Source organism: Ruegeria halocynthiae, assembly GCF_900106805.1.
Lineage (GTDB): Bacteria > Pseudomonadota > Alphaproteobacteria > Rhodobacterales > Rhodobacteraceae > Ruegeria > Ruegeria halocynthiae.
On record NZ_FNNP01000001.1, the window covers coordinates 1053839 to 1068940 of the forward strand.

General features: G+C 56.8%; 15 protein-coding genes. 4 read left to right on the plus strand and 11 right to left on the minus strand.

The genetic code is table 11. From position 1 onward, the window contains the following. Positions 1 to 12 precede the first annotated feature (12 nt). The 5 genes from BLU89_RS05315 to BLU89_RS05335 form a co-directional block, all read right to left on the minus strand. The gene (locus BLU89_RS05315) at positions 13 to 531 is read right to left on the minus strand and encodes a CarD family transcriptional regulator (RefSeq protein WP_074735039.1); all 519 of its coding nucleotides are present in this window, start codon (positions 529 to 531) and stop codon (positions 13 to 15) included. A 285-nt stretch (positions 532 to 816) separates the two neighbouring features. Next, a complete protein-coding gene (fdxA, locus tag BLU89_RS05320; protein ID WP_074735041.1) occupies positions 817 to 1155 on the minus strand; it encodes a ferredoxin FdxA in 339 nt (112 codons plus the stop codon). A 66-nt stretch (positions 1156 to 1221) separates the two neighbouring features. After that, complete coding sequence (locus BLU89_RS05325; protein ID WP_074735042.1) at positions 1222 to 1593, minus strand: RNA-binding S4 domain-containing protein; 372 nt, start codon at positions 1591 to 1593, stop codon at positions 1222 to 1224. Between the two features lie 6 nt (positions 1594 to 1599). Further along, positions 1600 to 4413 carry a helicase-related protein gene (locus BLU89_RS05330; protein WP_074735044.1) on the minus strand — a complete coding sequence of 938 codons (2814 nt, stop codon included), beginning with the start codon at positions 4411 to 4413 and terminating at the stop codon, positions 1600 to 1602. A gap of 23 nt (positions 4414 to 4436) precedes the next feature. Further along, positions 4437 to 5045, minus strand: a complete 609-nt coding sequence (locus BLU89_RS05335) for a tetratricopeptide repeat protein (protein WP_074735045.1) — start codon at positions 5043 to 5045, stop codon at positions 4437 to 4439. A 30-nt stretch (positions 5046 to 5075) separates the two neighbouring features. On the opposite strand from BLU89_RS05335, the gene BLU89_RS05340 reads away from it, so the two are divergent. From BLU89_RS05340 to BLU89_RS05350, 3 genes are all read left to right on the plus strand, one after another. Continuing rightward, positions 5076 to 5366, plus strand: coding sequence for an SCP2 sterol-binding domain-containing protein (locus tag BLU89_RS05340; RefSeq protein ID WP_074735047.1), 291 nt, complete (start codon positions 5076 to 5078; stop codon positions 5364 to 5366). After that, positions 5366 to 6343, plus strand: coding sequence for an alpha/beta fold hydrolase (locus BLU89_RS05345; protein ID WP_074735048.1), 978 nt, complete (start codon positions 5366 to 5368; stop codon positions 6341 to 6343). The genes BLU89_RS05340 and BLU89_RS05345 overlap by 1 nt, the downstream gene beginning before the upstream one ends. A 73-nt stretch (positions 6344 to 6416) precedes the next feature. Continuing rightward, a complete protein-coding gene (locus tag BLU89_RS05350; RefSeq protein WP_074735050.1) occupies positions 6417 to 8237 on the plus strand; it encodes a M3 family oligoendopeptidase in 1821 nt (606 codons plus the stop codon). Positions 8238 to 8265: 28 nt separating this feature from the next. On the opposite strand, the gene BLU89_RS05355 is transcribed toward BLU89_RS05350, so the two are convergent. The 5 genes from BLU89_RS05355 to BLU89_RS05375 form a co-directional block, all read right to left on the minus strand. Further along, positions 8266 to 9162 (minus strand): DMT family transporter, encoded by an 897-nt coding sequence (locus BLU89_RS05355; protein WP_074735051.1) that lies wholly within the window; start codon positions 9160 to 9162, stop codon positions 8266 to 8268. Between the two features lie 21 nt (positions 9163 to 9183). Next, positions 9184 to 9453, minus strand: coding sequence for a DksA/TraR family C4-type zinc finger protein (locus BLU89_RS05360; RefSeq protein WP_074735053.1), 270 nt, complete (start codon positions 9451 to 9453; stop codon positions 9184 to 9186). A gap of 56 nt (positions 9454 to 9509) precedes the next feature. Continuing rightward, positions 9510 to 10484, minus strand: a complete 975-nt coding sequence (locus tag BLU89_RS05365; protein WP_074735054.1) for a Gfo/Idh/MocA family protein — start codon at positions 10482 to 10484, stop codon at positions 9510 to 9512. A 130-nt stretch (positions 10485 to 10614) separates the two neighbouring features. Then, positions 10615 to 11511, minus strand: a complete 897-nt coding sequence (gene rpoH / locus BLU89_RS05370) for an RNA polymerase sigma factor RpoH (protein WP_074735056.1) — start codon at positions 11509 to 11511, stop codon at positions 10615 to 10617. Between the two features lie 147 nt (positions 11512 to 11658). Next, entirely contained in the window at positions 11659 to 12693 is a 1035-nt protein-coding gene (locus BLU89_RS05375) for an RluA family pseudouridine synthase (RefSeq protein ID WP_074735058.1), read from the minus strand. On the opposite strand from BLU89_RS05375, the gene BLU89_RS05380 reads away from it, so the two are divergent. Beyond that, positions 12692 to 12994, plus strand: a complete 303-nt coding sequence (locus BLU89_RS05380) for a DUF6476 family protein (RefSeq protein WP_074735060.1) — start codon at positions 12692 to 12694, stop codon at positions 12992 to 12994. The genes BLU89_RS05375 and BLU89_RS05380 overlap by 2 nt on opposite strands. A 2-nt stretch (positions 12995 to 12996) precedes the next feature. Here the strand turns inward: BLU89_RS05380 and BLU89_RS05385 are convergent, their stop codons facing one another. Beyond that, positions 12997 to 14997 (minus strand): hypothetical protein, encoded by a 2001-nt coding sequence (locus tag BLU89_RS05385; protein ID WP_074735061.1) that lies wholly within the window; start codon positions 14995 to 14997, stop codon positions 12997 to 12999. Positions 14998 to 15102 lie beyond the last annotated feature (105 nt).

The following is a 15102-nucleotide window of genomic DNA, read 5'->3' on the forward strand; positions in this document are numbered from 1 at the left end:
TCGCGCCTTTAATCAGGCAGCAGCGGCAGCGCGAGAGGTCAGAACCTCATCAACCTGCTTGGCGGCCGAGATTTCATCTGCGCCAGATACCGCAGCAACTTCGCGGGTCAGACGCTCAAGCGCGGCCTCATATAGCTGACGCTCGGAATAGCTCTGCTCGCGCTGGTCATCGGTGCGGTGCAGGTCGCGGACCACTTCGGCGATCGAGATCAGATCACCCGAATTGATCTTTTGTTCATATTCCTGCGCCCGGCGCGACCACATGGCGCGTTTGACCTTGGCCTTACCCTTCAGGGTTTTCATTGCCTGGCTGATCACATCGGGCGAGCTGAGCGAACGCAGACCGGATTCGGTTGCTTTGTTGGTCGGCACACGCAGTGTCATCTTGTCTTTTTCAAAGGAGATCACGAACAGCTCAAGCGAGAAGCCAGCGACTTCCTGCTCTTCGATCGATACGATCTGTCCTACGCCATGCGCCGGGTAGACAACATAATCGTTCGGGCGGAACTCAAGCTTTTTCGATTTCGACATTCAGATTCTTCCTTGGTTATGAGACCGGGTTACGAAACGACAAAACACACCATCCGCGGCCTGGATCGGCCCCGTCAGGTGGCTGCGTTTTCACAAAGTTAGAACTCCAAAGCGAGCATACTTACGGAGCAAATCCCAATCTCAGTCATCATTCAGGTAGTGAGTATATCACAAAATTGCGACACTCAAAAGCCCGCCCCCTTGTAGTCAATGAAATATCTATCCAATTCAAAGATATACACGGGTAGGCTGGATCGGGAATATGCTGGGGATCAACCGAATCGCTCAGCCGCCCTCGCCTGGCGCTTCCGAGAAATACTTCTCCATTTTACCTTCTTCGCCGTCGCGTTCCTCGGCATCGGGCAGAGGGTCTTTCTTGGTCACGATCACCGGCCACTGCTCCGAGAACTTGCGGTTGAACTCGACCCACTGCTCCATTCCTGGCTCAGTATCCGGACGAATGGCGTCGGCGGGGCATTCAGGTTCGCACACGCCGCAGTCGATGCATTCATCGGGATGGATAACCAGAGTGTTCTCACCTTCATAAAAACAATCCACCGGGCACACCTCGACACAATCGGTGTATTTGCAGGCGATGCAGTTTTCGGTGACGACATAGGTCATGGTTGGAATCCCGTTTGCGGTTTGGGCGTCTAGCTAGTTCAGTCTGGCCCTCTCTTCAAGATGGGATCAGTCATCTTGCTTGCGAGAAAGATCAAGCGCGCGGCGATATTTCTTGGTTGGACGACCTTTTCCTTCGAATCCCGGATTTCTGGGCGGGGCGTCCTGCTTTTCGGTCATATCGAAGTACAGTGTTTGCGCCTCTGGTGCCGGGCCTCTGCGATCACCCAGTTTTTCGATCCTTACTACCCGGACAATCCGCCCCTGCGGAAAGGTCAGAACATCACCGGGGCTCACCGCTTGCGCCGGTTTCAGGACCCGGCTTGCATTTAACCGGACATGGCCGCCACTCACTTGCTTGGCGGCCAGGCTGCGGGTCTTGAAGAACCGCGCCTGCCACAGCCATTTGTCGATTCGCAGCTTGGCCTGAGCCTCGGTCATCGAGACTCAGTTGCCATCCTTCAGACCCATCAGCGCTGCGGCGAATGGGTTATCAGGATCGATGGCCTTTTCCTTCTTAGGAGGGCGCGACGAGAAGCTCTTGGCGCCCTGAGGCTTGCCACCCTTCTTGCCCTGCGGCTTGCGACCGTCCTGAGGTTTGCCGCGCGGCTTACCTTTGCCCTGCCCCTGCTCGCGGCGCGGGCCACGGTTTTGCTGGCGCTGACGGCCCCAGGTGAAGGTGTAGAATACCTCGACCTCAGGCTCATCCGATGCGGGTTCCGTGGCAGGAGCCTCGGCTACCGCCTCGGTGCTTTCGGTGGCCTCGGCTGGCGCCTCGGTGGTTGCGCTGACCTCTTCCGGTGTGACCTCTGGTACTGAGGGGGTTTCTTCGCCGGTTGGTTGCTCCTCCGCCTCGGCTGCAGGTTGCTCCACGGGGGCCGCTTTGACCTTTTCCCGCTCGCCGCGTTCAGCCTTGTAGCCGAGACCTTGCATCAGGTCGGCGAACTGATCCAGCGTCATGCCAGTGATCGAGAGCATATCGGGCTTGGCCTCAAAGCCACCCCGGCTGTCTTCAGCGCGCAACATATCGGCCAGACGTTCCAGCATATCGATCCGGATCGAGCGTTCGCCCGCGTCACGGTAGCCACACATGGTGTCATAGCCCTGCGGCGCATCCTTGGCGACAGGCACAGTGACCAATCCCGGAGGCGGTGCGTCGGGGAACTCCTGCAGACCGCTGGAGAGGGCCCACAACACCAATCGCAGGCGCGTCGGAGCAGGTTTCAGAAGCAGCGGCATGAAGATGGTGAATTGGCCAAAGCGGATGCCATGCTTGCGCAGCGCGCCACGGGCGTCCTGATCCAGATCCTTGACCTCTTGCGCAATCTGCGCGCGGGGCAGCACACCCAGCGCCTCGACCATGCGGAATGCAAAACCCTTTGCAAGGCCCGTCAATTCCTCGTCGCGCGACAAGTTCAGCAGCGGTTCAAACAGCGCAGCCACTTTGCGGTCGATGAAATGCTGCAGACGGCGCTGCACTTTCTGTTCGACGTCCGGACCTGCGGCCTCATCCACAAAAACCTCGACCATAGGCTTGAGCGAATCTGCCCCGGCAACCAGTTTGCCGACAGCGTATTCGCCCCACATCAGGCCACCCTGATCAGTGAAATCAATTTCGGTATCGGGCGCATTGTAGAAGCGGTCGGCACGCAGATGGAATTGCGGCGCGAGTGCTTGCAAAGAGGCCGATTTCAAAGCTTTCGCCTCGGTTCCCTGCGCGCTTTTGTCCGGTGTGAACCGGAACCCTTCCAGACGACCGACGAATTCGCCTTCGACGGTCACTTCACCCTTGTCATTTACTTCGGCCAAAAGGGCCTCCTTCTGTTTGAGCCGGCGCAGCAACACTGACGTGCGCCGGTCCACAAATCGTTGGGTCAAACGATCGTGAAGAGCGTCTGACAGCCTGTCTTCTACAGTGCGTGTTTCCTCACGCCAATGGGATTCGTCACGCACCCATCCGTTTCGTTGCGCAACATATGTCCAAGTGCGAATATATGCCAACCTTTTGGAGAGCGCATCAATATCCCCATCCGTACGGTCGATTCGGCGGATTTGCTGCGCCATGAAGTCATCTGGGATCGATCCGCGTTCGTGCAGGTGGCCATAGATCACCTCAAGCAAACTGGCATGTTCGGCATGGCTGATACCGCGAAAATCGGGGATTCGACAGACATCCCACAGCAATCGGACGGATGGGCCGTCACTGGCGCGCGCCATGACTTCCGTGACCTGCGACAGAGATTTTAGCGCGTTCAGATCGTCGGCTGGCCGCGCCTTTACGAGATGTTCATTGTCTGGACCGACCTCAAGCGAGTCGATCAGCGCATCGATAGAGCCAAACCGCAAAGCAGCATTCCGCCAGTTCAGCTTTTTCATCGGCGTAAAGCGGCTGTCCATGATCGCTTGCGCCACGCCATCATCCAGCGGTGGTGCCTCGCCGGTGACGCCAAAGGTGCCGTCGGACATGCCGCGCCCTGCCCGGCCTGCGATTTGGGCCAGTTCGTTGGGCGCTAATGGACGCATTCGGCGTCCGTCGAATTTGGAAAGAGATGAGAAAGCCACATGGTTCACATCAAGGTTCAGCCCCATACCGATGGCATCCGTCGCAACCAGATAATCAACCTCACCGTTCTGGTAGAGGTCGACCTGCGCATTCCTCGTGCGTGGGCTAAGAGCACCCATGACCACAGCCGCCCCACCTTTTTGACGGCGGAGCAACTCGGCAATGGCATAGACGTTTTCAACCGAAAATCCGACGATCGCACTACGCGCCGGCATCCGGCTGATCTTTTTGCTTCCGGAGTAAACCAGTTGAGACATCCGCTCGCGCCGAACAAACTGAGCCTCAGGGACAAGCGCAGCAATTGTACCACGCACAGTATCGGCCCCCAGAAACAGCGTCTCGTTTGTACCACGCGCGCGCAGCAGACGGTCTGTAAACACATGGCCCCGCTCGGGGTCAGCGCAGAGCTGTATCTCGTCAATTGCGACAAAGTCCGCGCCCAAGGCTTCGGGCATCGCTTCAACAGTGCAGACCCAATATTTTGTGCGGGGTGGCACGATCCGCTCTTCACCTGTCACCAGTGCAACGACCGAGGGGCCGCGAATGGCGACAATCTTGTCATAGACCTCGCGTGCAAGCAGCCGTAACGGCAGCCCAATGACACCGGTTCGGTACCCCAGCATACGTTCGATCGCGTAATGGGTTTTGCCTGTATTCGTTGGGCCAAGTACAGCCACGATTCGGGATGACCCGCTCACCTTTGCCCCCTGCGCCCTGAGACTTACAGCGCCTTGCCTTCAACCTGAGGCTTCAGCCGATTCACGGCATTGGTTACTTCTTCGTGATGGGGATGTATAGCCAGTGCGCGCGAATAGGCTTCGAACGCCTGTTCGGGCTTGCCCACAATCTCGAAGATCAGTCCAAGACCGTAAATAGCTTCGTAGTTGTTGGGGTTTAAGGTCAAGGCGTGCTCAAGATCAGCAGCGGCCAGACCAAACCGTTCTACACCGAAAAAGGCCGATGCACGCACATGCCAGCCTTCGGCAAAGTCAGGGGCATGATCGGTAAGCGCCGTCAAGTGATCCAGCGCGGCTTTGACATCCCCGTCATTCAGCGCTTCTCGCCCCCGCTCCAACAGCAAATCAGCAGATGCTGAACCTGACAGAGACCACAGCGCCTGCAATTGCCGGTCCAGGCCGACGGCCTGCTCGGGTGTTGCTTGCGCCAGTTGCTCAAGCAGTGAGGCCTCGTCCCTTAAATCCGCCTGTTGCGCAAAACAACTGGTGGAAAACATGACTATCGCTGCAAATGCCGCAACGGTACCTTTGAGATTGTTGATTGCAATACCCATAACAATGGTCAGTGTAGCGTTGCGACCGGGGAAGTCCATTCACGGCGCATGAACAATATGAGGAAGACCATGAGCGATATTCTGGAAAAAGCCGCGGCGGCATTGAATGAGAAACTGTCGGGCGGTGATTTCGACGCGTCAGCAAAATTTGCCATCGCCGATCTGGGCTCTATCGTTCTGGATGCAAGCGGTGCGCGCGTCAGCGACGAAGACGCTGATGTAACCCTCAGCGCCGATGCAGATACGTTCGAACAAATCCTCAGCGGTGACCTGAACCCGACCGGTGCGTTCATGTCGGGTAAGCTGAGTGTGGATGGAGACATGGGTATTGCCATGAAACTTGCTTCGGTGTTGGCCTGATGGAGTTCTCGCCGGCCCCCTTTTTTGAAGACGTGGCCGGCGGCCCTGCCGGTGGTTCGGCCCATTGGCTGACCACTCAGGACGGCAAACGCATTCGCATCGCGCATTGGCTGCCCGAAGGCGATGCGCACGGTACAGTGATGCTGTTCCCCGGTCGCACCGAATACATCGAGAAATACGGCAACGCGGCCAAAGAGTTCGTAAGCCGCAGTTTTGCGAGCCTTTCCGTCGACTGGCGTGGCCAGGGGTTGGCGGATCGTCTACTGCCGGATGTGCGTATCGGGCATGTCGAACGTTTCACAGATTATCAGCATGATGTCCGTGCCACATTGGATCTGGCACGGCAACTAAACCTACCCAAGCCTTGGTACGTAATAGGCCATTCAATGGGTGGAGCCATTGGAATGCGCGCTGTACTGGAAGGCGCTGATTTTGCCGCTTCCGCCTTCACCGGGCCGATGTGGGGGATCTACTTTTCTCCGATCATGAAACCGCTCAGCCAGTTGACCGCGTATTGGGGCCCGCGTCTTGGGTTAGGTGAAAAAACACCCCCAACGACCTCACTGGACAGCTACGTGCTCTCGCAACCTTTCGAGGGAAACGTGCTGACCCGTGATCGCGACATGTACCAGATGATGCGGGATCAACTGGTCGCGCACCCTGAACTGGCGTTGGGCGCCCCTTCGACGATCTGGCTGCGCGAGGCGCTGGATGAGTGTACCTGGCTGATGGAGCAGACCGCGCCTGATAACCCAACCTTGACCTTCCTTGGCAGTCACGAACAGATTGTGGACCGTAAGGCGATCCGTGCCCGTATGGCGAACTGGCCTAGCGGTACATTGGTCGAGATTCCCGATGGTGAGCACGAAGTCCTGATGGAAGCGCCCGAGGTTCGTGGACCAGTTTTTGATCAACTGGCAGCCCATTTCCTCACAGCTCAGATCTTATCCGAAAAAGAGACCGTGATGTCGAGCTGATCCAGACAGTTTGCTTGTGATCCAGATGCGCCGCGCCTAAATGTTTGCCAACACAGTTTATTCGAGGTGATCCATGCGCGACCTTCCCTTTCCCGTCCGTGACGCAAATGCTGGCGGCGGTGCCGATGATCTGGGCAACCTGCCGGAATGGGATTTGACGGATCTCTATGCCTCCGAAGACGCGCCCGAACTGTCCCGCGATCTTGACTGGCTGGAAGGTGAATGCGCGTCTTTTGCCGCGGATTATGCGGGCAAACTGGCCGAACTGGATGCCGCGGGTCTGCGGACCTGTGTACAACGCAACGAAAAGATCAACGCCATCGCCGGGCGGATCATGTCCTTTGCAGGATTGCGTTATTACCAACTAACCACAGACGCGGACCGTGCCAAATTCCTGTCGGACATGCAGGAGAAGATCACCGTTTTTACGACTCCGCTGGTCTTCTTCACGCTGGAACTAAATCGCATTGATGATGACGCGCTGACCGCGCATTTCGCAGCCAATGCCGATCTGGCAAGGTACGAGCCCGTCTTCCGTCGCGTCCGCGCGATGAAGCCCTATCAGCTGTCTGATGAGCTGGAAAAGTTTCTGCACGACCTCGGCGTTGTTGGTGACGCATGGGAACGCCTGTTCGACGAGACCATCGCGGGCCTGACATTCACTGTCGACGGCGAAGAACTGAATATCGAAGGCGTCCTGAACCTGTTGACCGAACAGGATCGCACCAAGCGTGAAGCCGCCGCGCATGAACTAGCGACCGTTTTCCAGAGCAACATCAAGACCTTCGCCCGCGTTCATAACACGCAAGCCAAGGAAAAAGAGATCGTCGATCGTTGGCGTAATATGCCGACCGCTCAAACCGGTCGCCACCTGTCGAACGACGTTGAGCCTGGGGTGGTCGAAGCCCTGCGCGAGGCGGTCGTGGCCGCCTATCCCAAGCTGAGCCACCGGTATTACGAGCTGAAACGCAAATGGCTGGGCCTCGATGTGATGCAGGTCTGGGACCGCAACGCGCCGTTGCCGATGGAAGACACCCGCATCGTTGATTGGTCCGAGGCTGAGAAGACAGTGATGGATGCTTACAACGCCTTCGATCCTCGCATGGGTGAAATCGCAGCACCCTTCTTCTCAAAAGGTTGGATCGACGCGGCCGTGAAACCCGGCAAAGCACCCGGTGCTTTTGCCCATCCCACCGTAACCGAAGTCCATCCATACGTGATGCTCAACTACCTGGGCAAACCACGCGACGTGATGACCCTGGCCCACGAGCTTGGCCACGGCGTGCATCAGGTACTGGCTGCCGATCAGGGCGAGATGCTGTCATCGACCCCGTTGACCTTGGCCGAAACAGCCTCGGTCTTTGGTGAAATGCTGACCTTCCGTAAAATGCTGGATCAGGCTGAGACACCTGAGCAGCGCAAGGTACTGCTGGCAGGCAAAGTCGAGGACATGATCAACACGGTCGTTCGCCAGATCGCGTTCTATGACTTCGAGTGCAAACTGCACGCCGCCCGCCGCGAAGGCGAACTGACCCCGGATGACATCAACGCACTGTGGATGAGCGTTCAGGCCGAAAGCCTTGGCCCCGCATTCGAATTCATGGACGGGTATGAAACCTTCTGGGCCTATATACCCCACTTCGTCCACTCGCCCTTCTACGTTTACGCTTATGCCTTTGGTGATGGCCTCGTGAATGCGCTGTATTCGGTCTATGAAAGCGGTGCGAACGGGTTCGAAGACAAGTATTTCGAAATGCTGCGCGCCGGTGGTTCCAAGCACCACAAGGAACTTTTGGAACCATTCGGGTTGGATGCCAGCGATCCGGAATTCTGGGCCAAAGGCCTGTCGATGATCTCAGGCTTCATCGACGAGTTGGAAGCGATGGAAAGCTAAAGTTGAGAGGCAGCCTGTTCAGGCTGCCTCATTTTTCTTTGGTTGATTTCATCGTCGTCACGAAAATGGCCGTCACGATCAACACTGCGCCGACGATCGCAAGCGGTGTGATCGATGCGCCCAGAAAAAGTGCCGAGTTGACAAAGGTAAACACAACAGAGCCGGCGAATAGCAGCGTCGCCGTCAATGTCGACACACGCGCGGCGGCTTCATACCAAAGATAGTAGGCAAGCGCGGTCGGCAAAACGCCCAAAAGGATCAAGAAGATCACATCATTTGCGGTTGGTATCTGGAACGAGAAAGCCGCCAGCGGCACCAGTAAAACACCCGAACACAAAAAGATGCCAAACAGGAAGTTCAGCCTTTCGGCGGTGGTTTCCGACGACTGCATCGCGCGGCTGCTGGAAATCAGGAACACCGCCCAGCTGAGCCCCGCCCCGATTTCCATCAGATCGCCCAGCAGGGGCTCTCCCCCGCCTTGAAAATCCCGATAGACGGTCAGAAACACACCAAGGATCGCCAGTAGCGTCGCCAGTACATCGGTACGGCCAACAGTGGTATCCGCGAAGAAATATAGGAATATCAACACGAAGAACGGCGCGGTATTCTCAAGCACCATCGCATTCGCGGCGCCAGTATGTTCCAGGCCTATGTGGAACAGGATATAGTTCACCACCGTCGACAATACCGCCAGCCGGAAATTCCAATCTCTGTGCTGGACCGAGACCCGCGCGCCCATCACCCGCAACATGCAGTAGATCGCAAATGCGGCTATGAACAAGCGCGACACGGCAATCTGTAACCCGCCCAGATCGCTGGTCAGGTACCGCACGATGACACTGTGCGTGCCCCACAAAAACGCGGCCAGAAAGCCAAGGAACAGACCATTTTGCAGCACTGATGTCTTCTGCGATTGATCCTGCACCAGTTGTCCCTGCCCCTCGTGCTATTTCAACTGACTGTCCTTCGAGCCGCGCCGATTGATACCGCCGCGGGTCTTGAAGCTGCTGTCGCGGTCTTGCTGACACTCCAAACACAGCTTTACACCCGGCAAGGCAAGGCGGCGTTTCTCTGGGATCGGCTCTTCGCATTCAACGCAATGGGTCAGGCTTTCACCTACTGGACGCTTTTGCGCCCGCATCCGTGCCAACTCGTCCGAGATTGACGCTTCAATCTGTTCACTCACCGCGCCGTCGCGCGCCCAACCGCCCGCCATTGCACCCTCCTGATCCGGTCTGTGCAAGTTAATCGAGACACGGTAGTCGTGGCAAGCTACAGCGCGATTGCGCCGTCAAACACGCTATCAATTACATCCTGCGTGCCGCGCACGAATTCGAGCGGACAGGGATAGACAACTCCCTCGCGGATGGTTCGGCAAAACGCCTCCACCTGCAGCTTATAGTGATCGTCCGCTGGAAACCGCGTTACTTGAACCTCAAACCCCGGTCGATGCATCTCAACCCGCGCCTCGCCAAAAACGCGGGCATTGAACGGAGCAGTCAGACGGATTACTCCAGTTTCGCCGTGAAACACCATCTCCTGATGTGGGTGCATTCGAGTTGAGACGTAAGTGGAATAGGTAAAGCCAGGAAATTGCGCGCGAATTTCGGTGAAGACGTCCACGTCATTCTCCCATCGGATCGCTCCGCTGACCGATACCGGCTCTTGTCCGGTCGCAAACCGTGCACCGCCTATGACATAAACGCCGATGTCGCGCAGCCCACCGCCACCGGTTTCCGCGCGGTTGCGAATATTGCCGGTGTCTGCCCGATTGTCATAGCTGAAAGCTCCGGTGATATGGACCAGCTTACCGATCGCCCCGTCAGCGATCAGTTTGCGGGTCAACTGCCACTGCGGATGATGCACGATCATGTAGGCTTCGGCAGCCAGCAACCCGGTTTGATCCCGTTTTGCGATCAGAGTGTCAAATTCGACCGCCCGCATCGTCATCGGCTTTTCACACAGAACGTGCTTACCCGCATCCAGCGCCTTCAGGCTCCATTCAACATGCAGATGGTTGGGCAACGGGATATAGACCGCCTCTATCTCTGGATCGGTCAGCAGCGCATCATAGTTGTCGAAAACGTACAGATCCGGGCAATACCTCATAAACGGTTCGGCATTGGCCGGATCAGACGTGGCAAGCCCAGCTAGTCTGGCACCATCAGCGGCATGGATGGCTGGCCCCATTTGCTGACGCGCGAATTTCGAAGCACCCAGAATGCCCCACTGAACCGGTTTGTGCATGATCGCTTTCTTTCCGCATTGTTAGCGCAAGCAGACCTTTAGCAGCGCAGGACCAACCTGTCATACCCCCGGGACAAGAAAAAACCGGCCTGACAATGGTCGGGCCGGTTTTCGGAATAGAAAGATTGGATCAGCTTGATCCCAGCATGCCTTTTTCGCGTGCAAGCTCGCGCATTTTCTTTTGCAGCTTTTCAAACGCGCGCACTTCGATCTGACGAATGCGTTCGCGGCTGACATTGTATTGCGTACTCAGTTCTTCCAGCGTGACGGCCTGATCCATCAGGCGGCGTTGTGTCAGAATATCCTTCTCACGGTCGTTCAAGACATCCAACGCAGCGGCGAGCAGCTCGCGTCGGGCTTCCAGCTCATCGCGGGCCTCATAATCACTGGCCTGATCGGCATCTTCATCTTCCAGCCAATCCTGCCATTGCATGGTACCTTCGCCTTCGGACCCGACGGTCGCGTTCAGCGAGGCATCTCCACCGGACATCCGGCGGTTCATGCTGATAACTTCGGCTTCGGTTACGCCCAGATCGGTGGCGATCCTGGTGACATTTTCCGGGCGCATGTCGCCCTCTTCCAACGCGCCGATTCGGGCCTTGGCTTTGCGCAGATTGAAAAACAGCTTCTTCTGCGCCGAAGTGGTGCCGAGTTTCACCATCGACCACGACCGCAGGACATATTCCTGGATCGAGGCGCGAATCCACCACATGGCATAGGTCGCCAGCCGGAACCCTTTTTCCGGGTCGAATTTCTTGACCGCCTGCATCAGGCCCACATTGGCCTCGGAAATCACCTCGGCCTGCGGCAGACCGTAGCCGCGATATCCCATGGCGATCTTGGCCGCCAAACGCAGGTGCGACGTGACCATTTTATGCGCGGCTTCGGTATCCTGTTCCTCGACCCAACGCTTGGCCAGCATATATTCTTCCTCTGGCTCAAGCAGAGGAAACTTACGAATCTCCTGCATATAGCGGTTCAGCCCACCTTCTGGTGTCGGCGCTGGAAGAGTTGTGTAATTTGCCATTTATTTCTGCCCCTTGGACAAATGTTTAAGCCCTTAACATGGGATATGGGTACCAGACCCGGTACATTCAAGAGGATCTGATACCAGTCTGAAATTAACCCTATGTAAAGGAAAGCTGAAAATGCCGTTTTCACAAGCCTTTGCAGATTATTTCAGCTGTTTTCTGACAGATTCAAGCAGTGTGGCCATGTCTTTCGGCAGAGGTGCCTCAAAACGCAACATCTCGCCCGAGACCGGATGTTTGAACCCAAGCACTGCCGCGTGCAATGCTTGCCGAGGAAAAGCTCGCACGGCCTCAATAGCCTCAGGCGTGAACGCGCGCGCTGCAAGTTTGCGCTTACCCCCATATACCGGGTCGCCGACAAGACCGTGACCGGCATGGGCCATGTGTACACGAATCTGATGTGTGCGGCCCGTCTCGAGCCAGCATTCGATCAACGACAGACCGCCGGGCATCCCAAAAACCTCGACAATCCGCGTCCGCGTTACTGCATGGCGGCCGCCGTGAAACAGAACGGCCTGCTTTTGCCGATCTGTCTTGTGTCGCGCTAACTGAGTTGTCAGGCGCATGATATTGCCGGGCTCGAAACTTACGCCCTTGATCCCGCGCAGTCGGGGATCATTGGCATCCGGCACACCATAGCAAACGGCGCGATAATAACGCTCAACACTATGCGCCTCGAACTGAGCCGCCAACCCGTGATGCGCTGCATCCGATTTGGCCACGACCAGCAGGCCACTGGTTTCCTTGTCGATCCGATGCACAATACCGGGCCGTTTGACGCCGCCAACACCCGATAGATCATCCCCGCAATGATGCAGCAGCGCGTTTACCAGCGTCCCATTCGGAGAACCCGGCGCCGGGTGCACCACCATGCCCGCAGGCTTGTTGATCACGATTAGATCGTCATCCTCATAGACAACGACCAACGGGATATCCTCGGGGCCGATATGGCTGTCCTCGGCTTCGGCCACGGTGATGGCGACATATGCGCCTTCGGCAATCTTCGCCTTGGGATCGCCTGCGGTGATGCCATTGATGGAAACAGACCCATCGGCGATCAAGCGGGCCAGACGGGTGCGCGACAGGTTCTCTTCCGCTGGCACATCCCGCGCAAGCGCCTTATCAAGACGGGATGGCGGCGTGGCCGCGATGTGAAACTCTATCAGGCGGGTGCCCATGACTGTCCCTTCCGAACCTCAGGAACCGCAGGAAACACCACAACTTCGGCTGCTGCGGCGCATGGTCATGTTATTGACCGCGGTGATGATTGGCGGGGTTCTAGTGACATTCGCCCTGATTGTCATCCGCCTATCGGACCGCACCCCAACCTTACCTGATCAGATAGAGCTGCCGGATGGTGCAAAGGCGCAGGCGCTGACCATAGGCAACAACTGGTATGCGGTGGTTACTGATGACAACCGCATATTGATATTCGACAAGACGACGGGAAAACTGCGGCAAGAGATTGCATTGGACTAGCGTTACTTATTGCCTGCAAGCCTGTTCAACTGATTGGTAAACCGCTGGTAGGGTGGGTAGAGGTCACGCGCTTTTTCAAGATAAGGACGCGCCTTGTTCTTGTTCCCACGTCGCATGTGGATCTGGCCCGCCATGCCCTGAATGGCGACGGTGACTTCATCGTGATCTGCGGCTTGCAAGATCAATTTTTCACCTTTCCCTGTTTGGCCCGTCCGCTCCAGCAAGCGGCCCATAGCGAACAGAAGAAACGGGCTTTCCGGGTCGCAGTCCAACGCCTCGGTCATCGTTCGGTGAGCTGCCCTGATATCGCCTTCCGCTTCACAAAGCTCGGCCAGACGCTTTTGATACAACGTACTTTCAGGCACCTCGGCGACGATCTGGCGGGTTTTGTCGATGGCCTGCGCACCTGAAATTTCGCCCAGATGTTTTTGCAGAATGACTTTGGCCCCGAACAACCGGGGATCATCAGTTGGCACGTCGGGCAATTCATCCAGAGCCGCATTCAATGTTTCGAGCCTTTTACGCTGATCAAACAAGCGTCTTGCACGTTGATCCAACGCCAATTCTGCCCAATCCAGCAAAACAAAATCGAAGTTGCACGGCCGCCACGACACAACCTTGTGCTGAACCAGATACAGGTTGTTGAACGGCGGAAACCGGCGCTGACGGACGACGCGCTGCAATGACCAGTCGACTGGCGGCAGCAGTCTGTGTGCCAGATGTGATCGGTAGAGCATTCTGGACCCAAGCACCACAACATCCGGCCGTAACGGCTTGGCCCAGAACGCTTTTGCGAAATGGCGCGTTGCGGCCCAGCGTTTACCCTGCACGCCCAAAATGGCACCGCGCAAGGCGCACATGACGGCGTAGTCCTCGGGCCAAAGATGCGGGTTCTGCAACCCTTCCTTGGCGAGCGTCTCACTTTCCTGCCACTTATCCAGATAAAAGCAGTTCAACGATTGCAACAACGGCATAAAGGCGTTGTCGGCGCCAGCGTCCAGAATTGGCTTTGCGCTGTCATACGCCTCTTCGCAGCGGTCATTGGCTGACAGGTATTGCGCCGCCTTCGCGTAAATATGCGCCGCCTCCGACGGGTTCAGAAACTCTGATGGTCCCCGCGCCACACGTTCGATAACCCGGTCGTTGGCCGCTTGCAGTTCCTCTTCGGTCAGGACATCGCGAAACACTTTGCGCTGATGTCCTGAAATCCGCGCCGCCGCCATTGAGAAGGCAGATATGTAAGGCGCAATCACCTGATCAGCACGCGACATCGTGTAGAGTTCCAGGAAATCCCGCTGCGCGCGAGTCAGGCCCGACAGGTCCGCGATATCCGACATTTGCATGAGTTTCGGATACCGCTTTTTGAAACGAATAATCAGTTCAGGCTGATCCGAGAACATGATGGAAGTCTGGCCTTTGGATTTCTCCAGATGAGCCTCGTAAAACTCTTCCGGCTCGATCTTAGCGGGCCATGTCGAATGCTTCCACGGCAACCCATTCAGGATATCGCCGCGTCGGATGTGATAGGCCGAAACCCCCTGCCCTGAAAGGGCGTCATCCGCGCGGTTCATGATTTGAAGGATCTCATCAACAAAGCCAACGCTGCGGATAAAGTCGCGATAACGGGGGCGGATGGCTTCAATATCCTCCCACGGGAACGCCAGCACCTCGAACCCTTCCTCGACCAGAACCGACCGACCCGATGCCAGATGAGCAACCAACCGCTCGGGCGAAAGGTCGTTCTGAAAGGCCCAAATCGGCAGGGCGTTTTTTTCGAGCGCATCAAACTCTGCTTGATTGAGGAAATGCGCGTCCATCCAGTCAGAGGTAAACAGTTCCTCCGGCTGATCCAGTTCTGGCGCATCCGCGCCTTGCGGAAACCAATTCACCCGGTAGTCAGTATTGAAATCTTCGGCCAGACGGATACAGGTCAGGATCATCAGCAGGCGCGCACCCATCCGATCCTTGCGCTGACCAATGAAAACGCCGGGCTTTCGGGTCATCGCGAAACCCGGGCGGTCGGCCCAATGCCGAATATGCCAATAACCTGAAACATTAGGAAATTCCCAAACCGCGTTCACCTAACGTCTTACACAACCGTGACTACG

What these genes read in the sequence shown, in the direction of transcription:
- BLU89_RS05315 (WP_074735039.1), bottom strand. Translation starts at nt 531, where the DNA reads ATGTCGAAATCGAAAAAGCTTGAGTTCCGCCCGAACGATTATGTTGTC.
- BLU89_RS05345 (WP_074735048.1), top strand. Translation starts at nt 5,366, where the DNA reads ATGGAGTTCTCGCCGGCCCCCTTTTTTGAAGACGTGGCCGGCGGCCCT.
- BLU89_RS05325 (WP_074735042.1), bottom strand. Translation starts at nt 1,593, where the DNA reads ATGACCGAGGCTCAGGCCAAGCTGCGAATCGACAAATGGCTGTGGCAG.
- BLU89_RS05335 (WP_074735045.1), bottom strand. Translation starts at nt 5,045, where the DNA reads ATGGACTTCCCCGGTCGCAACGCTACACTGACCATTGTTATGGGTATT.
- BLU89_RS05350 (WP_074735050.1), top strand. Translation starts at nt 6,417, where the DNA reads ATGCGCGACCTTCCCTTTCCCGTCCGTGACGCAAATGCTGGCGGCGGT.
- BLU89_RS05385 (WP_074735061.1), bottom strand. Translation starts at nt 14,997, where the DNA reads ATGACCCGAAAGCCCGGCGTTTTCATTGGTCAGCGCAAGGATCGGATG.
- rpoH (WP_074735056.1), bottom strand. Translation starts at nt 11,511, where the DNA reads ATGGCAAATTACACAACTCTTCCAGCGCCGACACCAGAAGGTGGGCTG.
- BLU89_RS05340 (WP_074735047.1), top strand. Translation starts at nt 5,076, where the DNA reads ATGAGCGATATTCTGGAAAAAGCCGCGGCGGCATTGAATGAGAAACTG.
- BLU89_RS05380 (WP_074735060.1), top strand. Translation starts at nt 12,692, where the DNA reads ATGACTGTCCCTTCCGAACCTCAGGAACCGCAGGAAACACCACAACTT.
- fdxA (WP_074735041.1), bottom strand. Translation starts at nt 1,155, where the DNA reads ATGACCTATGTCGTCACCGAAAACTGCATCGCCTGCAAATACACCGAT.
- BLU89_RS05360 (WP_074735053.1), bottom strand. Translation starts at nt 9,453, where the DNA reads ATGGCGGGCGGTTGGGCGCGCGACGGCGCGGTGAGTGAACAGATTGAA.
- BLU89_RS05365 (WP_074735054.1), bottom strand. Translation starts at nt 10,484, where the DNA reads ATGCACAAACCGGTTCAGTGGGGCATTCTGGGTGCTTCGAAATTCGCG.
- BLU89_RS05375 (WP_074735058.1), bottom strand. Translation starts at nt 12,693, where the DNA reads ATGGGCACCCGCCTGATAGAGTTTCACATCGCGGCCACGCCGCCATCC.